11 protein-coding genes, 1 tRNA gene and 1 pseudogene are annotated in these 14,607 nt (G+C 68.8%); 7 read left to right on the top strand and 6 right to left on the bottom strand.

Annotation, left to right across the window (positions count from 1 at the left end; genetic code table 11):
- Positions 1-29: 29 nt before the first annotated feature.
- Both hisC and HD841_RS01215 read left to right on the top strand, forming a co-directional pair.
- The gene (gene hisC / locus HD841_RS01220) at positions 30-1,121 is read left to right on the top strand and encodes a histidinol-phosphate transaminase (RefSeq protein ID WP_179507069.1); all 1,092 of its coding nucleotides are present in this window, start codon (positions 30-32) and stop codon (positions 1,119-1,121) included.
- Positions 1,121-2,026 (top strand): prephenate/arogenate dehydrogenase family protein, encoded by a 906-nt coding sequence (locus HD841_RS01215; protein ID WP_179507068.1) that lies wholly within the window; start codon positions 1,121-1,123, stop codon positions 2,024-2,026. Before hisC ends, HD841_RS01215 begins: the two co-directional genes overlap by 1 nt.
- A 107-nt stretch (positions 2,027-2,133) precedes the next feature.
- Here HD841_RS01215 and HD841_RS01210 read toward each other — a convergent pair.
- From HD841_RS01210 to HD841_RS01200, 3 genes and pseudogenes are all read right to left on the bottom strand, one after another.
- A pseudogene (locus HD841_RS01210) lies at positions 2,134-5,468 on the bottom strand (error-prone DNA polymerase).
- A 22-nt stretch (positions 5,469-5,490) separates the two neighbouring features.
- Positions 5,491-7,059 carry a Y-family DNA polymerase gene (locus HD841_RS01205; RefSeq protein ID WP_218845341.1) on the bottom strand — a complete coding sequence of 523 codons (1,569 nt, stop codon included), beginning with the start codon at positions 7,057-7,059 and terminating at the stop codon, positions 5,491-5,493.
- Positions 6,953-7,726, bottom strand: coding sequence for an ImuA family protein (locus HD841_RS01200; protein WP_179507067.1), 774 nt, complete (start codon positions 7,724-7,726; stop codon positions 6,953-6,955). Before HD841_RS01200 ends, HD841_RS01205 begins: the two co-directional genes overlap by 107 nt.
- 153 nt (positions 7,727-7,879) lie before the next feature.
- Here HD841_RS01200 and HD841_RS01195 point away from each other — a divergent pair.
- A tRNA-Gly gene (locus HD841_RS01195) sits at positions 7,880-7,954 on the top strand.
- Positions 7,955-8,165: 211 nt separating this feature from the next.
- Here the strand turns inward: HD841_RS01195 and HD841_RS01190 are convergent.
- On the bottom strand, positions 8,166-11,408 hold the full coding sequence (locus tag HD841_RS01190; protein ID WP_179507066.1) for a PAS domain S-box protein: 3,243 nt from the start codon (positions 11,406-11,408) through the stop codon (positions 8,166-8,168).
- A gap of 236 nt (positions 11,409-11,644) precedes the next feature.
- Between HD841_RS01190 and HD841_RS01185 the strand changes: the two genes are divergently transcribed.
- Positions 11,645-12,529: a hypothetical protein gene (locus HD841_RS01185; protein WP_179507065.1), complete on the top strand. Its 885-nt coding sequence runs from the start codon at positions 11,645-11,647 to the stop codon at positions 12,527-12,529.
- Positions 12,530-12,563: 34 nt separating this feature from the next.
- Positions 12,564-12,764 carry a 30S ribosomal protein S21 gene (rpsU, locus tag HD841_RS01180; protein ID WP_037535892.1) on the top strand — a complete coding sequence of 67 codons (201 nt, stop codon included), beginning with the start codon at positions 12,564-12,566 and terminating at the stop codon, positions 12,762-12,764.
- Between the two features lie 54 nt (positions 12,765-12,818).
- Here rpsU and HD841_RS01175 read toward each other — a convergent pair whose 3' ends face one another.
- A complete protein-coding gene (locus HD841_RS01175; protein WP_179507064.1) occupies positions 12,819-13,187 on the bottom strand; it encodes a nuclear transport factor 2 family protein in 369 nt (122 codons plus the stop codon).
- A 123-nt stretch (positions 13,188-13,310) separates the two neighbouring features.
- Here HD841_RS01175 and HD841_RS01170 point away from each other — a divergent pair, with 123 nt between their 5' ends.
- On the top strand, positions 13,311-13,541 hold the full coding sequence (locus HD841_RS01170; RefSeq protein WP_179507063.1) for a hypothetical protein: 231 nt from the start codon (positions 13,311-13,313) through the stop codon (positions 13,539-13,541).
- A 10-nt stretch (positions 13,542-13,551) separates the two neighbouring features.
- Here HD841_RS01170 and HD841_RS01165 read toward each other — a convergent pair whose 3' ends face one another.
- The gene (locus HD841_RS01165) at positions 13,552-14,010 is read right to left on the bottom strand and encodes a MarR family winged helix-turn-helix transcriptional regulator (protein WP_179507062.1); all 459 of its coding nucleotides are present in this window, start codon (positions 14,008-14,010) and stop codon (positions 13,552-13,554) included.
- A gap of 116 nt (positions 14,011-14,126) precedes the next feature.
- On the opposite strand from HD841_RS01165, the gene HD841_RS01160 reads away from it, so the two are divergent.
- Positions 14,127-14,552, top strand: coding sequence for an organic hydroperoxide resistance protein (locus tag HD841_RS01160; RefSeq protein ID WP_179507061.1), 426 nt, complete (start codon positions 14,127-14,129; stop codon positions 14,550-14,552).
- Positions 14,553-14,607 lie beyond the last annotated feature (55 nt).

Raw genomic sequence — 14,607 nt, 5'->3', positions numbered from 1 at the left:
GCAAGCACGCGCCCGCTAAGGCCGTGCGCATGACCGCACCCGCCCCCAAATCCTGGATCCTGGGCATCGCGCCCTATGTCCCCGGCCGCGCCACCAGCGAGGATGGCCGCAAGGTCGTCAAGCTGTCGTCGAACGAGAATCCGTTCGGCACGCCCGAGCCGGCACGCGCCGCCTATCGCGACGCCGCCGACCATCTCGAACGCTACCCCGATGCCGCCGCGATCGACCTGCGCGCCGCGCTCGCCGCGCATTACGGCGTCGAGGCGGAGCGGCTGATCTATGGCACCGGCTCGGACGAGGTGCTCCACCTCGCCGCCGGCACCTTCGCCGGGCCGGGCGACGAGATCATCCACGTCCGCTACGGCTTCGCGGTCTATGAGATCGCGACGCGGCGGGTCGGCGCGATCCCGGTCGTGGTGCCCGACCGCGACTATGCGACCGACGTCGACGCGATCCTCGCCGCGGTGACCGAGAAGACCAAGATCGTGTTCGTCGCCAACCCCAACAACCCGACCGGCACCTACAGCACGAAGGACGAGATCGCGCGGCTGCATGCCGGCCTGCCGGAATCGGTGCTGCTGGTGCTCGATCAGGCGTACACCGAATATCTCGACCCCGAAGACGACGACGGCGGGCTGGAGCTGGCGCGAACCGCGTCCAACGTGCTGGTGACGCGCACCTTCTCGAAGATCTTCGGGCTCGCGTCGGAGCGGGTCGGCTGGGGCTATGCCTCGCCCGAGATCATCAACGCGATGCACCGCATCCGCGCGCCCTTCGCGTTCAGCATCGGCGCGCAGGCCGCGGCGATCGCCGCGCTGGGCGACGCCGGCTTCGTCGAATGCAGCCGCAGCCACAATCGCGAATGGCGCGCCTGGTTCAGTGAGCAGGTCGATGCGCTGCCCGGGCTGCGCGCGGTGCCGAGCAAGGCCAATTTCGTGCTGGTGCTGTTCGAAAGGCTGCTGACCGCCGAGGACGCCTACAAGGCGCTGATGACGGCAGGCTATGCGACGCGCTGGCTGCCCGGCCAGGGCCTGCCGCAGGCGTTGCGGATCACGATCGGCACCGAAGCGGAGATGCGCGATGTCGTCGCGGTGCTGCGCGCCGAGACCGAGCGCGCCTGATGCTGCCGTTCGCGCGCGTGACGATCGTCGGGCTCGGGCTGATCGGCTCGTCGGTCGCGCGCGCGGTGCGGCAGGCGATGCCGACGGTGCGGATCACCGGCTATGACGCCGATCCCGAGGTGCGCGCGATCGCGGAGCGGATCGCGCTGGCGGACGATATCGCCGACAGCGCCGGCGCGGCGGTGATCGATGCCGATCTCGTCATGCTGTGCGTGCCGGTCGGCGCGATGGGCGCGGTGGCGGCGGAGTTCGCCGACGATCTGCCCGCCGAGGCGATCGTCAGCGATGTCGGCGGCTCGAAGGCGAGCGTGCTCGCGGCGCTGCGCGCGGTGCTGCCCGACGCGACGATCGTTCCCGGCCATCCCGTCGCCGGCACCGAACATAGCGGCCCGGAGGCGGGCTTCGCGACGCTGTTCCGCGGCCGCTGGTGCATCCTCACCCCCGAAGAGGGCACGGCCGAGGCGCCCGTCGCGCGGCTGCGCGCCTTTTGGGAAGCGCTCGGCGCGCAGGTCGAGATCATGACGCCGCGCCACCACGACCTCGTGCTCGCGGTGACCAGCCATGTGCCGCATCTCATCGCCTATTCGATCGTCGGCACCGCCAGCGATCTCGAAGAGGTGACGCAGAGCGAGGTCATCAAATTCTCCGCGGGTGGCTTCCGCGACTTCACGCGCATCGCCGCGTCCGATCCGGTGATGTGGCGCGACGTCTTCCTCAACAATCGCGAGGCGGTGCTGGAGATCCTCCAGCGGCTGACCGAGGATGTGACGATGCTCCAGCGGGCGATCCGCTGGGGCGACGGCGACCAGTTGTTCGACCTGTTCACCCGCACCCGCGCGATCCGCCGCTCGATCATCGAACAGGGCCAGGACGACGCCAAGCCGGACTTCGGGCGCAGCCATTAGGATCGCCCATCTCCACCGTTAGCCCTGAGCTTGTCGAAGGGCAGGTAAGACCCGACCGTGCTTCGACAGGCTCAGCACGAACGGTTTGGGTTGGTTCTTCGCCCTCCTCAATGGAAATCGCGTGACGGCGGCATGATGCGCACGTCGCGCGGATGCTGGCCGCGCGGGTCGCGGCTCATCGTCGGCTTGGGCCGGATCACCTCGTCGACCGGCAGCAGCGGCGTCTCGGCGCTGTAATCCGACGACAGCCGTCGCAGTTCGGCGCTGCGATCGTACGCCTTCACCGTCATCAGATGGATCACGCCTTCCTCGCTGCGCTGGATCACGCCTTCGAGCACCAGCAGCCGCGCCGCCATCACCGCGCGCCGGTTGGCCTCGAAATCGCGCGCCCACATCAGCGCGTTGGTGATGCCGGTCTCGTCCTCGATCGTCACGAAGATCGCATTGCCCTTGCCCGGCCGCTGGCGGACCAGCACCACGCCGGCGATCCGCGCGCGCCGCCCGTCCCTGAGCCGCCCCGCCTGCGCGCTGGAGACGATCCCCTCGGCCGCGAACAGCGGCCGCAGGAAGCGCATCGGATGGTCCTTCAGCGACAATCGCGTCGTCTGGTAATCCGCCGCGACCTCCTCGCTCGCCGGCATCGCGGGAAGCTGCGCATCGACCTCCTCACCCAGCTCCGGCGCCTCGGCGGCGGCGAACAATGCGAGCTGCTTCGGCGGCGTCCGCCGCACCTCCCACAGGGCATCGCGGCGGCCGAGCGCGATCGACCCGAAGGCATCGGCATCGGCGAGCAGGTTGAGCCCGCGCTTGGGCAGGCCGGCGCGCGCCGCCACCGCCTCGACATTGGCGAACGGCCCCGCGCCGCGCGCGGCGACGAGATGCTCCGCCCAATCCTTGCGAAAGCCATCGATCTGGCGGAACCCGAGCCGGATCGCGAGCCCGGCATCGTCCATCCGCTCGAGCGCATTGTCCCAGACGCTGGCGTTGACGTCGATCGGCCGCACGACGACGTCATGCGCGCGCGCATCCTGCACCAATTGCGCGGGCGCATAGAAACCCATCGGTTGCGAATTGAGGATCGCACAACCGAACACCGCCGGGTGAAAGCATTTGATCCACGACGACACATAGACCAGCCGCGCGAACGACAGCGCATGGCTCTCGGGAAAGCCATAGCTGCCGAACCCCTCGATCTGCTTGTAGCAGCGCTCCGCGAAATCGCGGGCATAGCCGCGGCGGACCATGCCGCCGATCAGCTTTTCCTCGAAATTCTCCATCCCGCCGACCTTGCGGAAGGTCGCCATCGCCCGGCGCAACTGGTTCGCCTCGCCCGGCGTGAACTTCGCGGCGACGATCGCGAGCTTCATCGCCTGTTCCTGGAACAGCGGCACGCCATAGGTCTCGCGCAGCAGGTTGCGCAGCTCGTCGGGAGGGCCGTACTCGGGATCGGGCGAGGGAAATTCCGCCACCTCCTTGCCGGCGCGGCGACGCAGATAGGGATGGACCATGTCGCCCTCGATCGGCCCCGGCCGGACGATCGCCACCTGCACCACCAGATCGTACAATTTTCGCGGGCGCAGCCGCGGCAGCATGTTGATCTGCGCCCGGCTCTCCACCTGGAACACGCCAATGCTGTCGCCTTTGCAGAGCATGTCGTAGACGCGCGCATCCTCGTCGACGGCGATCGTATCGAGATCGTGGCTGCCAAGACCATGGCGTTCCATCAGGTCGAACGCCTTGCGGATGCAGGTCAGCATGCCGAGCGCGAGGATATCGACCTTCATGATCTTCAGTTCGTCGATATCGTCCTTGTCCCATTCGATGAAGGTGCGGTCCTCCATCGCGGCATTGTGGATCGGCACCGTCTCGTCCAATCGCCCCTGGGTCAGCACATAGCCACCGACATGCTGCGACAGATGGCGGGGAAATTTCAGCAATCTGTCGACCGTCTCGCGCAGCCGCGCGATCTCCGGGTTGGCGAGGCTGAAGCCGGTCTCGTCGAACCGTCGCGGTTCGAACCGGTCGGAGAAACTGCCCCAGACGGTGCTGGTCAGCCGCTGCGTCACATCCTCCGACAGGCCGAGCGCCTTGCCCGCCTCGCGCACCGCGCTGCGCGGCCGATAATGGATGACGGTCGCCGCGATCGCCGCACGATGCCGGCCGTAGCGGCGGTAGATATATTGCATCACCTCCTCGCGCCGCTCGTGCTCGAAATCCACGTCGATATCGGGTGGCTCGTCGCGCTCGGCGGAGACGAAGCGCGAGAACAACAGGTCGTAGCGCATCGGATCGACCGAGGTGACGCCGAGCAGCCAGCAGACCGCCGAATTGGCCGCCGACCCGCGCCCCTGGCACAGGATCGGCGGATCGCACTCCTTGCGCGCGAAGCGAACGATGTCGTGGACGGTGAGGAAATAATAAGCGTAGCGACGCTCGGCGATCAGCGGCAGTTCTTCTTTCAGCAGCGCCTGCAGCCGATCAGGAATGCCCTCGGGAAAGCGCTGGCGCGCCGCTTCATAGGTGATGTGTTCGAGCCAGCCCTGCGCGTCCCAGCCGATCGGCACCGGCTCGTGCGGATATTCATAGGCGAGATCGGTCAGCGCGAATTCGATCCGGTCGAGAAGGCGCAGACTCTCCGCCACCGCCTGCGGCATGTCGGCGAACAGCCGCGCCATCTCCGTCCCGGTCTTGAGATGGCGTTCGGCGTTGGCGGCGAGCCGCCGCCCGGCGCCGCGAATCGTCGTCCCGAGCCGGATACAGGTCAGCACATCGTGCAGCGGCCGGTCACCGGGTTCGGCATAGAGCGCGTCGGTGTCGCGAGCAACGGCACGCCCGCCGCCTGCGCGGACCGCGCCTGCTGATGCAGTCGCCGCCGATCGCGGCCCAAGCGCGGCATCGTCACCCCGAGCCAGACGCGATCGGGCGCCGCCTCGACCAATCGGCGCAGCGTCTCGCCGAGTCCCGGGTCGCTGCGCGGCGGTGGCAGCATCGTGCCGTCGCGCGGCTGCACCGGTCGTGCGCTCGACGCGGCGAGCACGATCAGCAGCAGATCGTCGCCATGGCGCAGCAGATCGCCGAAGCCGAGGATGCAATCGCCCTTCTGCGCGCGCAGATTGCCGGTGGTCAGCAGCCGCGTCAGCCGCCCCCAGCCGTGCCGGGTGCGCGGATAGGCGACGATATCGGGCGTGCCGTCGGCGAAGACGAGGCGCGCACCGACCGCCAGCTTGAAGTCGATATCGGGAAAGCCCCCCTCCACCGCGCGCTCGCGCGCCAACCGTAGCGCCTTATGGGCGCGGACGACCCCTGCAACGGTGTTGCGGTCGGCGATACCGATGCCGGCATGACCCAGCGCGATCGCCTGCGCGATCATGTCCTCGCCGTGGCTCGCGCCGTCGAGGAATGAGAAATTGGTCGCCGCGACGAGGTCGGCGAACGCGGTCATGCGCGATCGCCGTCGCGCATAGTCACGCGAACAGCCCGTGCAGATACCAGCGCGGATGCGCCTGTTCGTCGTGCATCCCGTGGCGGAAGATCCAGAAGCGGCGGCCGCGGCGGTCCTCGACGCGGTAATAATCGCGCGTCGGGATCGCGGCGTCGTGGCGGCGCCACCATTCGCCGGCGATTCGCTCCGGCCCTTCCGAGCGCGCCACCTCATGGACGCGCCGTCGCCAGCGGAAGCGGTGCGGCGGGCCGTCCGGCACCTCGGCCATCACGCTCTCGATCAACTGCGGCGGATCGAACAGATAGATCGGGCGCAGCGGCGGCTCGCCCGCCTCGGTCGCCGGCCAGGCGCTTGCCGGCGCGTCGGCGGTGGCGGGCAGCATCAGCTCGGCCTGTTCGGGGATATGGCTGTCGCGCGATCCGAACCGCCGCACCCGGCCGCGCCCCAGCCGCGTCGAAAGCTGGTCGACGAGTTGCGCGACCTGCCCTTCGCCCGCGCCCGTCTCACGCGTCGCCGCACCGCCCTCCAGCCGCAATTGCGCCGCGTCGAGCCGCTCGGCGAGCGCCACGTCGAGCCGCACCAGATCGTAGCCGAAGCCGGGATCGAGCGGATCGGAAAGGCTGTCGATCCGCTCGGCGAACAGGCGCATCAGCAGGGCGACATCGCGCGTCGGCTGCCCGGTCTCGACGCGCAGCGACTGGATATGGCCGTCGGCGCGAAACAGCCGCGCCTCCCACCTCCGCCCGCCCTGATGCCGCTCGGCAAGCGTGCCGGCCGCCTCCGCCGCCAGATCCTCGAGCACCTCCAGCGCGTAATCGGTGCGCGCGATCGGCTCGGCGAAGCGGCGCTCGACCGCGATCGGCGCGACCCGCACCCGCGCCTTGACCGGCGCCTTGTAGTCGCCCGCCAGCCGCCGCACCGCGGTCGCCGCCTCCTCGCCGAAGCGCGCGGCGATCCCCGCCAGCGGCCGCGCCATCACCTCGCCCACCGTCTTGAGCCCGGCGCGGGTCAGCGCCACCGTCACATCCGCATCCAGCTCCAGCGCCGCCACCGGCAGCCGCTTGACCGCGCGCGTCTCGTCGGGCGCCGGCGCACCGGCATAGCGCGCGAGCGCCCGCGCGATCTCGGGCGTGTCGCCGAAGGCGTGGCGCGCCAGGATGCCGCGTCGCGCCATCCGCGCCTCGACATCCGCCGCCAGCGCGCGCTCGCCGTCGAAGGCATGCGCGCAGCCGGCGATATCGATCACCAAAGCATCGGGCGGCATCAGCGCCACCGTCGGGCTGTAGCGGGTGCAGCCATCCGCCAGCCGTTCGAGCCAGTCCATGTCGGCATGCGCATCGGCGGGGAACACCTCGAGTTCGGGCACCCGCGCACGCGCATCGGCGAGGCTCAGCCCCGGCTCCAGCCCAGCGCGCGCCGCGGCGAGATCGGTCGCCGTTAGCCGCACCGCATTGCCGATCGTCTCGACGAAGGCGACCGGCGTCTCACCCCGTCCGGCGAACAGGTGCGGCCGGGTGGCGCGCAGCCGCTCGACCGGGAGCCACGGAAAGACCAGCGCCAGATAGCGACGCTCCACGAAAACTTTTGGCATCACGATCCCACTCCACGCGCCAGCGCTGCCCCGCGGGGCCGCCGCGCCGGCGCAGACATTCGACATCGAAGGCGGCGAAGCCCGGCGCGCCCTCGCCCGCCCCCTGATCGAGCGCGGTCGACGGCACCGCCGCTACGCCCCAGCGCGTCGCCGCCGCGCTCGCGGTCGGTTCGGCGCCGATCCGCAGCGACAGCACGGTGACGCCCGACGATTCGGCGGCCAGCATCAGCCGCCGCGTCGCAGTGAGGTCGAACCCGGGCGCGCGGCCGACGCTCTCGACCAGCACCGTCCCCAGCCCCGGACAGCGCGCCGCATCCGCCGCGGCGCGCAGCAGCGCCGATTCGTCGGCGACGATCGCCAGCACCAGCGAATCGGCGGACAGGCCGAGTTCGATCAGTCCGGATGCATGCAGCCGCCCCTGCGACCGTTCGCACGCCTCGGTCCGCAGCCACAGCAGCGGCAGCGCCCCCGCGGCCAGCGACACGGCGATGCCGAATCCCGCGCCACTCGGCCCATCGCCCTCTTCGACCGCATAGATTTCATGCAGTTGCGCCTTGGTGAGCCCCTGCGCCAGCCACCCGTCGACCGGTGCCGCGACGGCTTGCATGGCACCGTCGCCGGCGGCAATGCGCCGCAGACGGGCGATCAGGGCGGACGAGTCGCTCATATATGTTCTTGTAATGTTCTAGTGGTCGAGTCGCCAAGCCGAAATCGTGTTGCTGTTTTTGTACGATTGCTGTTGCAGCCCCCGACAAGCGCTGCTAGTGGCGCGCCTCACCCAAACGGTGGCTCGCAAGAGCAACCGGCACACGGCGCCAGAGCGGGCGTAGCTCAGGGGTAGAGCACAACCTTGCCAAGGTTGGGGTCGAGGGTTCGAATCCCTTCGCCCGCTCCAGTTCTCCAAGCGAGAACTGCCGATCAGATCGATCGGCCTTATCATCATTGCATCGGAACGTGTCCGATCCGCCCCTCGGCTGGTCGTGAGTCCATGCGTTCTGTCTTGACCGCCTCCATGAACGAGCACGCGATCGGATCGCACGCTCATCCCTCGAAACCTCCGCGATTCGCCCGGCGCGGTGAACGCACGGTCGTTGCCGCCGCCGCAGCTAAGTGCCTGACGTGCCTTCGATCATTCCGCGGATGCGCGCGGTGAGGGCATCGATGGCGAAGGGCTTGGTGATCATCTGCATGCCAGGTTCCAGGAAACCGTTGGCGATTGTCGCATTCTCGGCATAGCCGGTCATGAACAGCACCTTCAGCTCGGGGCGCTGCTGACGGGCGGCGTCGGCGACCTGGCGGCCGTTGAGCCCGGGCAGGCCGATGTCGGTGACGAGCAGGTCGACGCGCATCGCCGATTGCAGCAGGCTCAGCCCCGTCGGGCCATCGGAGGCCTCGACCGCACGATAGCCGAGGTCCTGCAACACCTCGACGACGAGGTTGCGCACCGCGGTCTCGTCCTCGACGACCAGCACCACCTCGCCCTCCTCGGCCCGATGCGCGTCGTCGGGGCCGTTGCCCACGGCGTCCGCAACCTCGGCCTCGCCATGATGGCGCGGCAGATACAATTTGATCGCGGTGCCGCGGCCGAGCTCCGAATAGATGCGGACATAGCCTTCGGACTGGCGGGCGAAGCCATAGATCATCGACAGGCCGAGGCCGGTGCCCTGGCCGATCGGCTTGGTGGTGAAGAAGGGTTCGAAGGCGCGCTCGATCGTCTCGGGCGACATGCCGGTGCCGGTATCGGTGACGCAGACGCAGACATACTCGCCCGGCCGTACCTCGCGCAGTTGCGCGACCGCCGCCTCGTCGAGCGTCGCGTTGCACGTCTCGATGATCAGCGTGCCGCCGTCGGGCATCGCGTCGCGCGCGTTGATCGCCAGGTTGAGGATCGCGCTTTCGAGCTGATGCGGGTCGCAGCGCGTTCGCCACAGGCCGATCGCGGTCACCATCTCCAGGGCGATGCTCTCGCCGATCGTGCGGCGGAGGAGTTCGTCCATGCCGGTGACCAGCCGGTTGGCATCGACCGCCTTGGGGTCGAGCGGCTGCCGGCGCGAGAAGGCGAGCAGCCGGTGCGTCAGCGCCGCCGCCCGGTTCGCCGAGGTGATCGCGGCGGTGGCATATTTCTCCACCTTGTCGGTTTCGCCGCGCGCGAGCCGCCGCTGCAACAGGTCGAGCGATCCGATGACGCCGGTGAGCAGATTGTTGAAATCATGCGCGATGCCGCCGGTGAGCTGGCCCACCGCCTCCATCTTCTGCGCCTGACGGAGCTGTTCCTCGGCCTGCGCCAGCGCCGCCGCCTGCTCCCGCTCAGCGGTGACGTCGCGGCCGGAGGCATAGGTCATGTCGCCCGCCGGCGCCGCCACCCAGGAGATCCAGCGGATCGAGCCGTCCTTGTGGCGATAGCGATTCTCGATGTCGGACTTGCCGCCCGCCGCGGCGCGTTCGTAGGCGCCGATCGTCTCGTCATGATCCTCGGCGACGATGAAGTCGCGGACGTGATGGCCGACCAGTTCGTCCGCCTGATAGCCGAGCATCCGCGTCCAGGCCGGATTGGCGCGGCGGATCACGCCCGTGCCGTCCATCACCAGCATCAGGTCGGGCGACAATTCCCACATCCGGTCGCGCTCGGCGGTACGCTCGGCAACCTCGTCCTCCAGCCGTGCGTTGAGCCGCGTCAGCGCCTCTTCGGCGCTGCGGCGGGCGGAAATGTCGTTGAACAGCACCGCGACGCGACGATCGTCGGGCGCGCCGACGCGGAAGGCCGCGATGTCGAACCAGCGGCCGAGCGCCGCCGACCCCTGTTCGAACCGCACCGGCTCGCCGCTCGCGGCGACACGACCGTAGATGTCGTACCAATGCTCCTCGAGCTCGGGCATCGATTCGCGCAGCCAGCGGCCGTGGATCGCCTTGCGGAAGCCGGTCTGGCGATAGAAAGCGGGATTGGCCTCGACGATGCGATAATCGGTCGGCGTGTCCGCGCTGCCGGGCGCCACCTCGACGACGCAGAAGCCCGATTCGATCGATTCGAACAGGGTGCGGTAGCGCGCCTCGCTGTCGGCGAGCCGCTGCTCGGCCTCCCGCCGGTCGTGGATGTCGATGACCGAGCCGATATAGCCGAGGAACTCGCCGCCGGGGCCGAAGCGCGGCGAAGCGGCATCGATCGCCCAATGATAGGCGCCGTCGGCATGGCGCAGCCGATAGTCGAGCCGGAACGGCTGCCGGGCATCATGCGCGCGGCGGAAGATCGCCGCCGCCGCCGCCCGGTCGTCGGGGTGGGTGGCGTCGAGCCAGCCCGATCCCCCCGCCTCGTCGGCGCTCTGGCCGGTGAAATCGTACCAGCGGCGGTTGAGATAGGTGCAGCGGCCATCGCGATCGGTGACCCACATCATTACCGGCGCATGGTCGGCCATGTTGCGGAACCGATCCTCGCTGTCGATCAGCTCGATCCGGGTCCGCGCCAGTTCCTCGGCCTGGCTGCGCTCGCGCGTCTCGTTGCGCGCGATCTTGAGGAAGCCGGTATGGCGACCGTCGCGCTCGATGATCGGGTGCGTCGATCCGGTCATGAACACGCGCGTGCCGTCGGCGCGCAAATGCCAGCGCACGTCGGGCGCGCAGCCGGTCGCGAGCGCGGTGGCGCATTCGCGCGCCGGCAGGCCGGCGCGGCGGTCGTCGGGAACGAACAGCTCGTCGAGCCGCCGGCCGATCGCCTGCGGTTCGGTCCATTCGAACGTCGCCTCCGCGCCGGCGGACCAGCTGGTGATATGGCGATCGGTGTCGGTGGTGATGATCGCATAGTCGCGCGCGCTGTCGAGGATGAGCTGAAGCCGCTCCTCGCTGGCGCGCAACTGGTCGTAGCGGCGGTCGCGATCCGCCACCGCACGGCGCAGGTCGAGCTGTGCCATCACCTGCCGCGCGAGCACGGCCAGCGTCGTCTGCTGGAGCGCGGTGAACGGGCGGGGGCGATGGTCGAGCACGCAGAGCGTCCCGATCGCCAGCCCCTCCTCGGTCTTCAGCAGCGCGCCGGCATAGGCACGGATGTGCGGTTCGCCGGTGACCAGGGGATTGCAGTCGAAGCGGTCGTCGCGCGTCAGGTCGGGGACGACAAGCAGGTCCTCCTCCAGCAACGCCTTGGCGCAGAACGAGCTTTCCAGCGGCGTCGACCGCACGCCGAGGCCGACCTCCGCCTTGAAGAACTGGCGGTCGGCACCGATCAGATTGACCACGGCGATCGGCGCGTCGCACAATTGCGCGGTCAGCGCGGCGAGTTCGTCGAATGATGCCTCGGGCGGCGAATCCATCACCGCATAGCGGGCCAGGGCTGCGACCCTTCGCGTCTCCCGCTCGTTCATGGCGTCCATTTCTGTCGATGATCCAGCCCTGAGCGGCACGAGCGGTCAGCGACCGCCACAGATCATGTACCGAAATGGTCCAATGGCAGCAATGGTCGCGATGCGTGGTGACCGGCCCCAATCGGTACGCGCCCAAATACTTGGCCAATTGCAGAAACTTGCCCGTGTTTTCGCTGGCCAATCGGCCGCCCGGACGGCACCGTGCCGACCGTTACTCCATCCCGTCGGGGTCGATCATGCGCCTGTTCTTCGCCGTCGCCGCGCTGCTCGCCGGCAGCGCCCTTCCCGCCCAGACTCCCGAACGCGGCAGCGGCCGCTATCCCGCGCTGTTCGAGACGCGCGCCGATTTGCCCGATCATGTCGTCTACCGCCCCGCCGATCTGTCGAAGCTGAAGGGCGAGCGGCTCGGCATCTACGTGTGGGGCAATGGCGGGTGCAGTGCGGATGGCACCAGCTCGCGCAATCACCTGCTGGAGATCGCCTCGCACGGCTATCTCGTCATCGCGTCGGGCCGCCTGCCCGCTACGGCAGCGGCGCCCCAGCCTGCTGCGCAGCCCGGCGCCAAGCTGACCGTGGCGACGCCGACTCGCCTGCTGGCGGACGCGATCGACTGGGCGCAGCGCGAGAACGGCCGCGCCGGCAGTCCGCTGCGCGGCCATATCGCGGTCGATCAGGTCGCGGCGTCGGGATGGAGCTGCGGCGGGCTACAGGCGCTGGCGACCGCGCAGGACCCACGGGTCAGGACCGCGGTCATCATGAACAGCGGCTTCTTTCCGGACGGCGCCAATCCGATCGGTGGAATCGTCTCCGACAAGGCGCTGCTCGCCGGGCTGCATGGACCGATACTCTATGTGCTCGGCGGCCCGACCGACATCGCCGCGGCGAACGGCACCGACGATTTCGCGCGAATCACCCGCGTTCCCGCGGCGCTGGTCAACATCCCCGTCGGCCACGGTGGCACCTATATGCAGCCGCATGGCGGACTCGGGGCAATCGTCGCAACCAACTGGCTCGACTGGCAGTTAAAGGGCAAAACCGCCGCAAAAGCCGCCTTTGTCGGGCCGAATTGCCGATTCTGCCACGATCCACGGTTGACGCTGGCGCGCAAGAACTTCAATTAGGCGCATTGGTGCCCACCGAAAGCAAAGACCTTCCATGCAGATCATCGTTCGCGACAATAATGTCGATCAAGCCCTCCGCGCCCTGAAGAAGAAGCTCCAGCGGGAGGGTGTCTACCGCGAGATGAAGCTCCGCCGGCATTACGAGAAGCCGTCGGAGAAGCGCGCGCGCGAGCATGCCGCCGCCGTGAGCCGTGCCCGCAAGGCCGACCGCAAGCGCGCCGAACGCGACCGCTGATCCCGATCGGATGATGGTACCGCCGTCCGGCCCCGGCCGGACGGCGGTGGTGCGTCAGCCGTTCGCGACCGCCTTGGCGAGCACCGGGCTCTGCTGATGCTGAACGACTCGCCACACCTCGTGTTCGAGGCGGCGGATCGTCGAGGTGCAGTGCGCCTCATAGGCCTCACCGTCACGCTCGGCGTGGACGTGATAGCCGATCACGATCAGGCCCTCCTGCGGCCGTGAGACCTGCCGCTCGCTCAGCGTCGCCGCGTCCCATACCGGCGTATCGGCGACCGCGTCGATCGCATCGTTGCCGCGCAGTACGAACGGCGGGCGCGGCAGCACCATGACCACCTCCGGGTCGACCTTCTCGCGGTAATTGTCTGGACCCTCGGTCCACAGGCTCTGCTCGAAGCTCCACAAACGGCTGTCGTCCATCGCATTTCTCCCGAAAAGTCAGGGGGAAGCGGCGCGGGGCGCGGAATGTTCCGCGCAATCGGCAACGCGACGCGCGTCACCAACCGCGCGATGATGCGTTGCGCCTCTCTCACAGGAGGCTTCATGACCGACGACACCGCCATTCGCACCCGCCAGCGCGAGATCGCCACCGAACATCTGCTGTTCAAGCTGATGGAATATGTCGAGGATCGCCATCCCGGCCTGCTCGACGTGATGGAGCGCAGCCTCGACCATCTCGGCGATCCCGCCGGCGACGGCAGCAAGGACGACGAAGCCGTACGGGCGATTGCTCGGCGGATGATCGCCGGCGCGCGCGCCGAGCCGCGCGCCTGACGTTTGCCGGTCAGGCGGTGGCGGGCGCCGCCGCCGGATCGGAAACCAGCGCACGCCGCAACGCCGTCACTTCCGCATTGAGCGCGGCGAGCCGTTCGCGGCTGATCCCGGTACGCTCCACGATCATCGGCGCGAGGCAGCCGGTCTCGCGCCAGCAATCCCGGCCCTTGTCGGTGAGGCGGACACGAACCTGCCGCTCGTCGGCGGGATTGCGCAGCCGGGTGACGAGCCCCGCCACCTCGAGCCGCTTCGCCAGCGGCGTGATCGTGCTCGGTTCGAGCGCCAGCCGCTCGGCGATCGTACCGATCGGCACCCCCTCCTCCGCACCGCTGAGCACCTGGAGCACCAGGAATTGCGGATATGTGATGCCGAGGCGATCGAGCACCGGCTTGTAGGCGCGGTTAATTGCGATCGTCGCGGCATATAGCGAGAAACACAGCTGTTCATCGAGCGGCAGCGGGCCGGGCATCGTCACTCTCCTCACCGGTCGCCTAGCACAAAAATGCTTATCGCGACAAATAGTTCTGGACGGATGACGGCGCCTCGCCTAAATGCTTATCGCGATAAGCAACCAGGAGAATCATCATGTCGGTCGACGTCAAGTACAGCACCACCGCCTCCGCCACCGGCGGGCGCGACGGCCATGCCCGTTCGGACGATGGCAAGATCGATGTCCAGCTGTCGACGCCCAAGGAGCTGGGCGGCGCCGGCGGCGACGGCAGCAACCCCGAGCAATTGTTCGCCGCGGGCTATTCGGCCTGCTTCATCGGTGCGCTGAAGGCGGCGGGTCGCGAGCTCAAGGTCAAGGTGCCCGACGACGTGACGGTCACCGCCAAGGTCGGCATCGGCCCGCGTTCGGAAGGCGGCTTCGGCATCACCGCCGACCTGCAGGTGTCGCTGCCCGGCGTCGAGCGCGAGCAGGCGCAGCAGCTGGTCGAGACCGCGCATCAGATCTGCCCGTACTCGAACGCGACCCGCGGCAACGTCGACGTCGGCCTGACGCTCGTCTGAGCGCGGACGGCGCCCGGCTTATCCTCCGCGCCATGCGATGGAGGTCGAATAGGCC

The organism is Sphingomonas melonis (assembly GCF_013409985.1).
In the GTDB taxonomy this organism is placed as follows: domain Bacteria; phylum Pseudomonadota; class Alphaproteobacteria; order Sphingomonadales; family Sphingomonadaceae; genus Sphingomonas; species Sphingomonas melonis_A.
The sequence above is the reverse complement of the archived record's forward strand: the minus strand, read 5'-3'. Positions and strand labels throughout refer to the sequence as shown.

What these genes read in the sequence shown, in the direction of transcription:
- hisC (WP_179507069.1), top strand. Translation starts at nt 30, where the DNA reads ATGACCGCACCCGCCCCCAAATCCTGGATCCTGGGCATCGCGCCCTAT.
- HD841_RS01215 (WP_179507068.1), top strand. Translation starts at nt 1,121, where the DNA reads ATGCTGCCGTTCGCGCGCGTGACGATCGTCGGGCTCGGGCTGATCGGC.
- HD841_RS01160 (WP_179507061.1), top strand. Translation starts at nt 14,127, where the DNA reads ATGTCGGTCGACGTCAAGTACAGCACCACCGCCTCCGCCACCGGCGGG.
- HD841_RS01205 (WP_218845341.1), bottom strand. Translation starts at nt 7,059, where the DNA reads ATGCCAAAAGTTTTCGTGGAGCGTCGCTATCTGGCGCTGGTCTTTCCG.
- rpsU (WP_037535892.1), top strand. Translation starts at nt 12,564, where the DNA reads ATGCAGATCATCGTTCGCGACAATAATGTCGATCAAGCCCTCCGCGCC.
- HD841_RS01175 (WP_179507064.1), bottom strand. Translation starts at nt 13,187, where the DNA reads ATGGACGACAGCCGTTTGTGGAGCTTCGAGCAGAGCCTGTGGACCGAG.
- HD841_RS01200 (WP_179507067.1), bottom strand. Translation starts at nt 7,726, where the DNA reads ATGAGCGACTCGTCCGCCCTGATCGCCCGTCTGCGGCGCATTGCCGCC.
- HD841_RS01190 (WP_179507066.1), bottom strand. Translation starts at nt 11,408, where the DNA reads ATGAACGAGCGGGAGACGCGAAGGGTCGCAGCCCTGGCCCGCTATGCG.
- HD841_RS01170 (WP_179507063.1), top strand. Translation starts at nt 13,311, where the DNA reads ATGACCGACGACACCGCCATTCGCACCCGCCAGCGCGAGATCGCCACC.
- HD841_RS01165 (WP_179507062.1), bottom strand. Translation starts at nt 14,010, where the DNA reads ATGCCCGGCCCGCTGCCGCTCGATGAACAGCTGTGTTTCTCGCTATAT.
- HD841_RS01185 (WP_179507065.1), top strand. Translation starts at nt 11,645, where the DNA reads ATGCGCCTGTTCTTCGCCGTCGCCGCGCTGCTCGCCGGCAGCGCCCTT.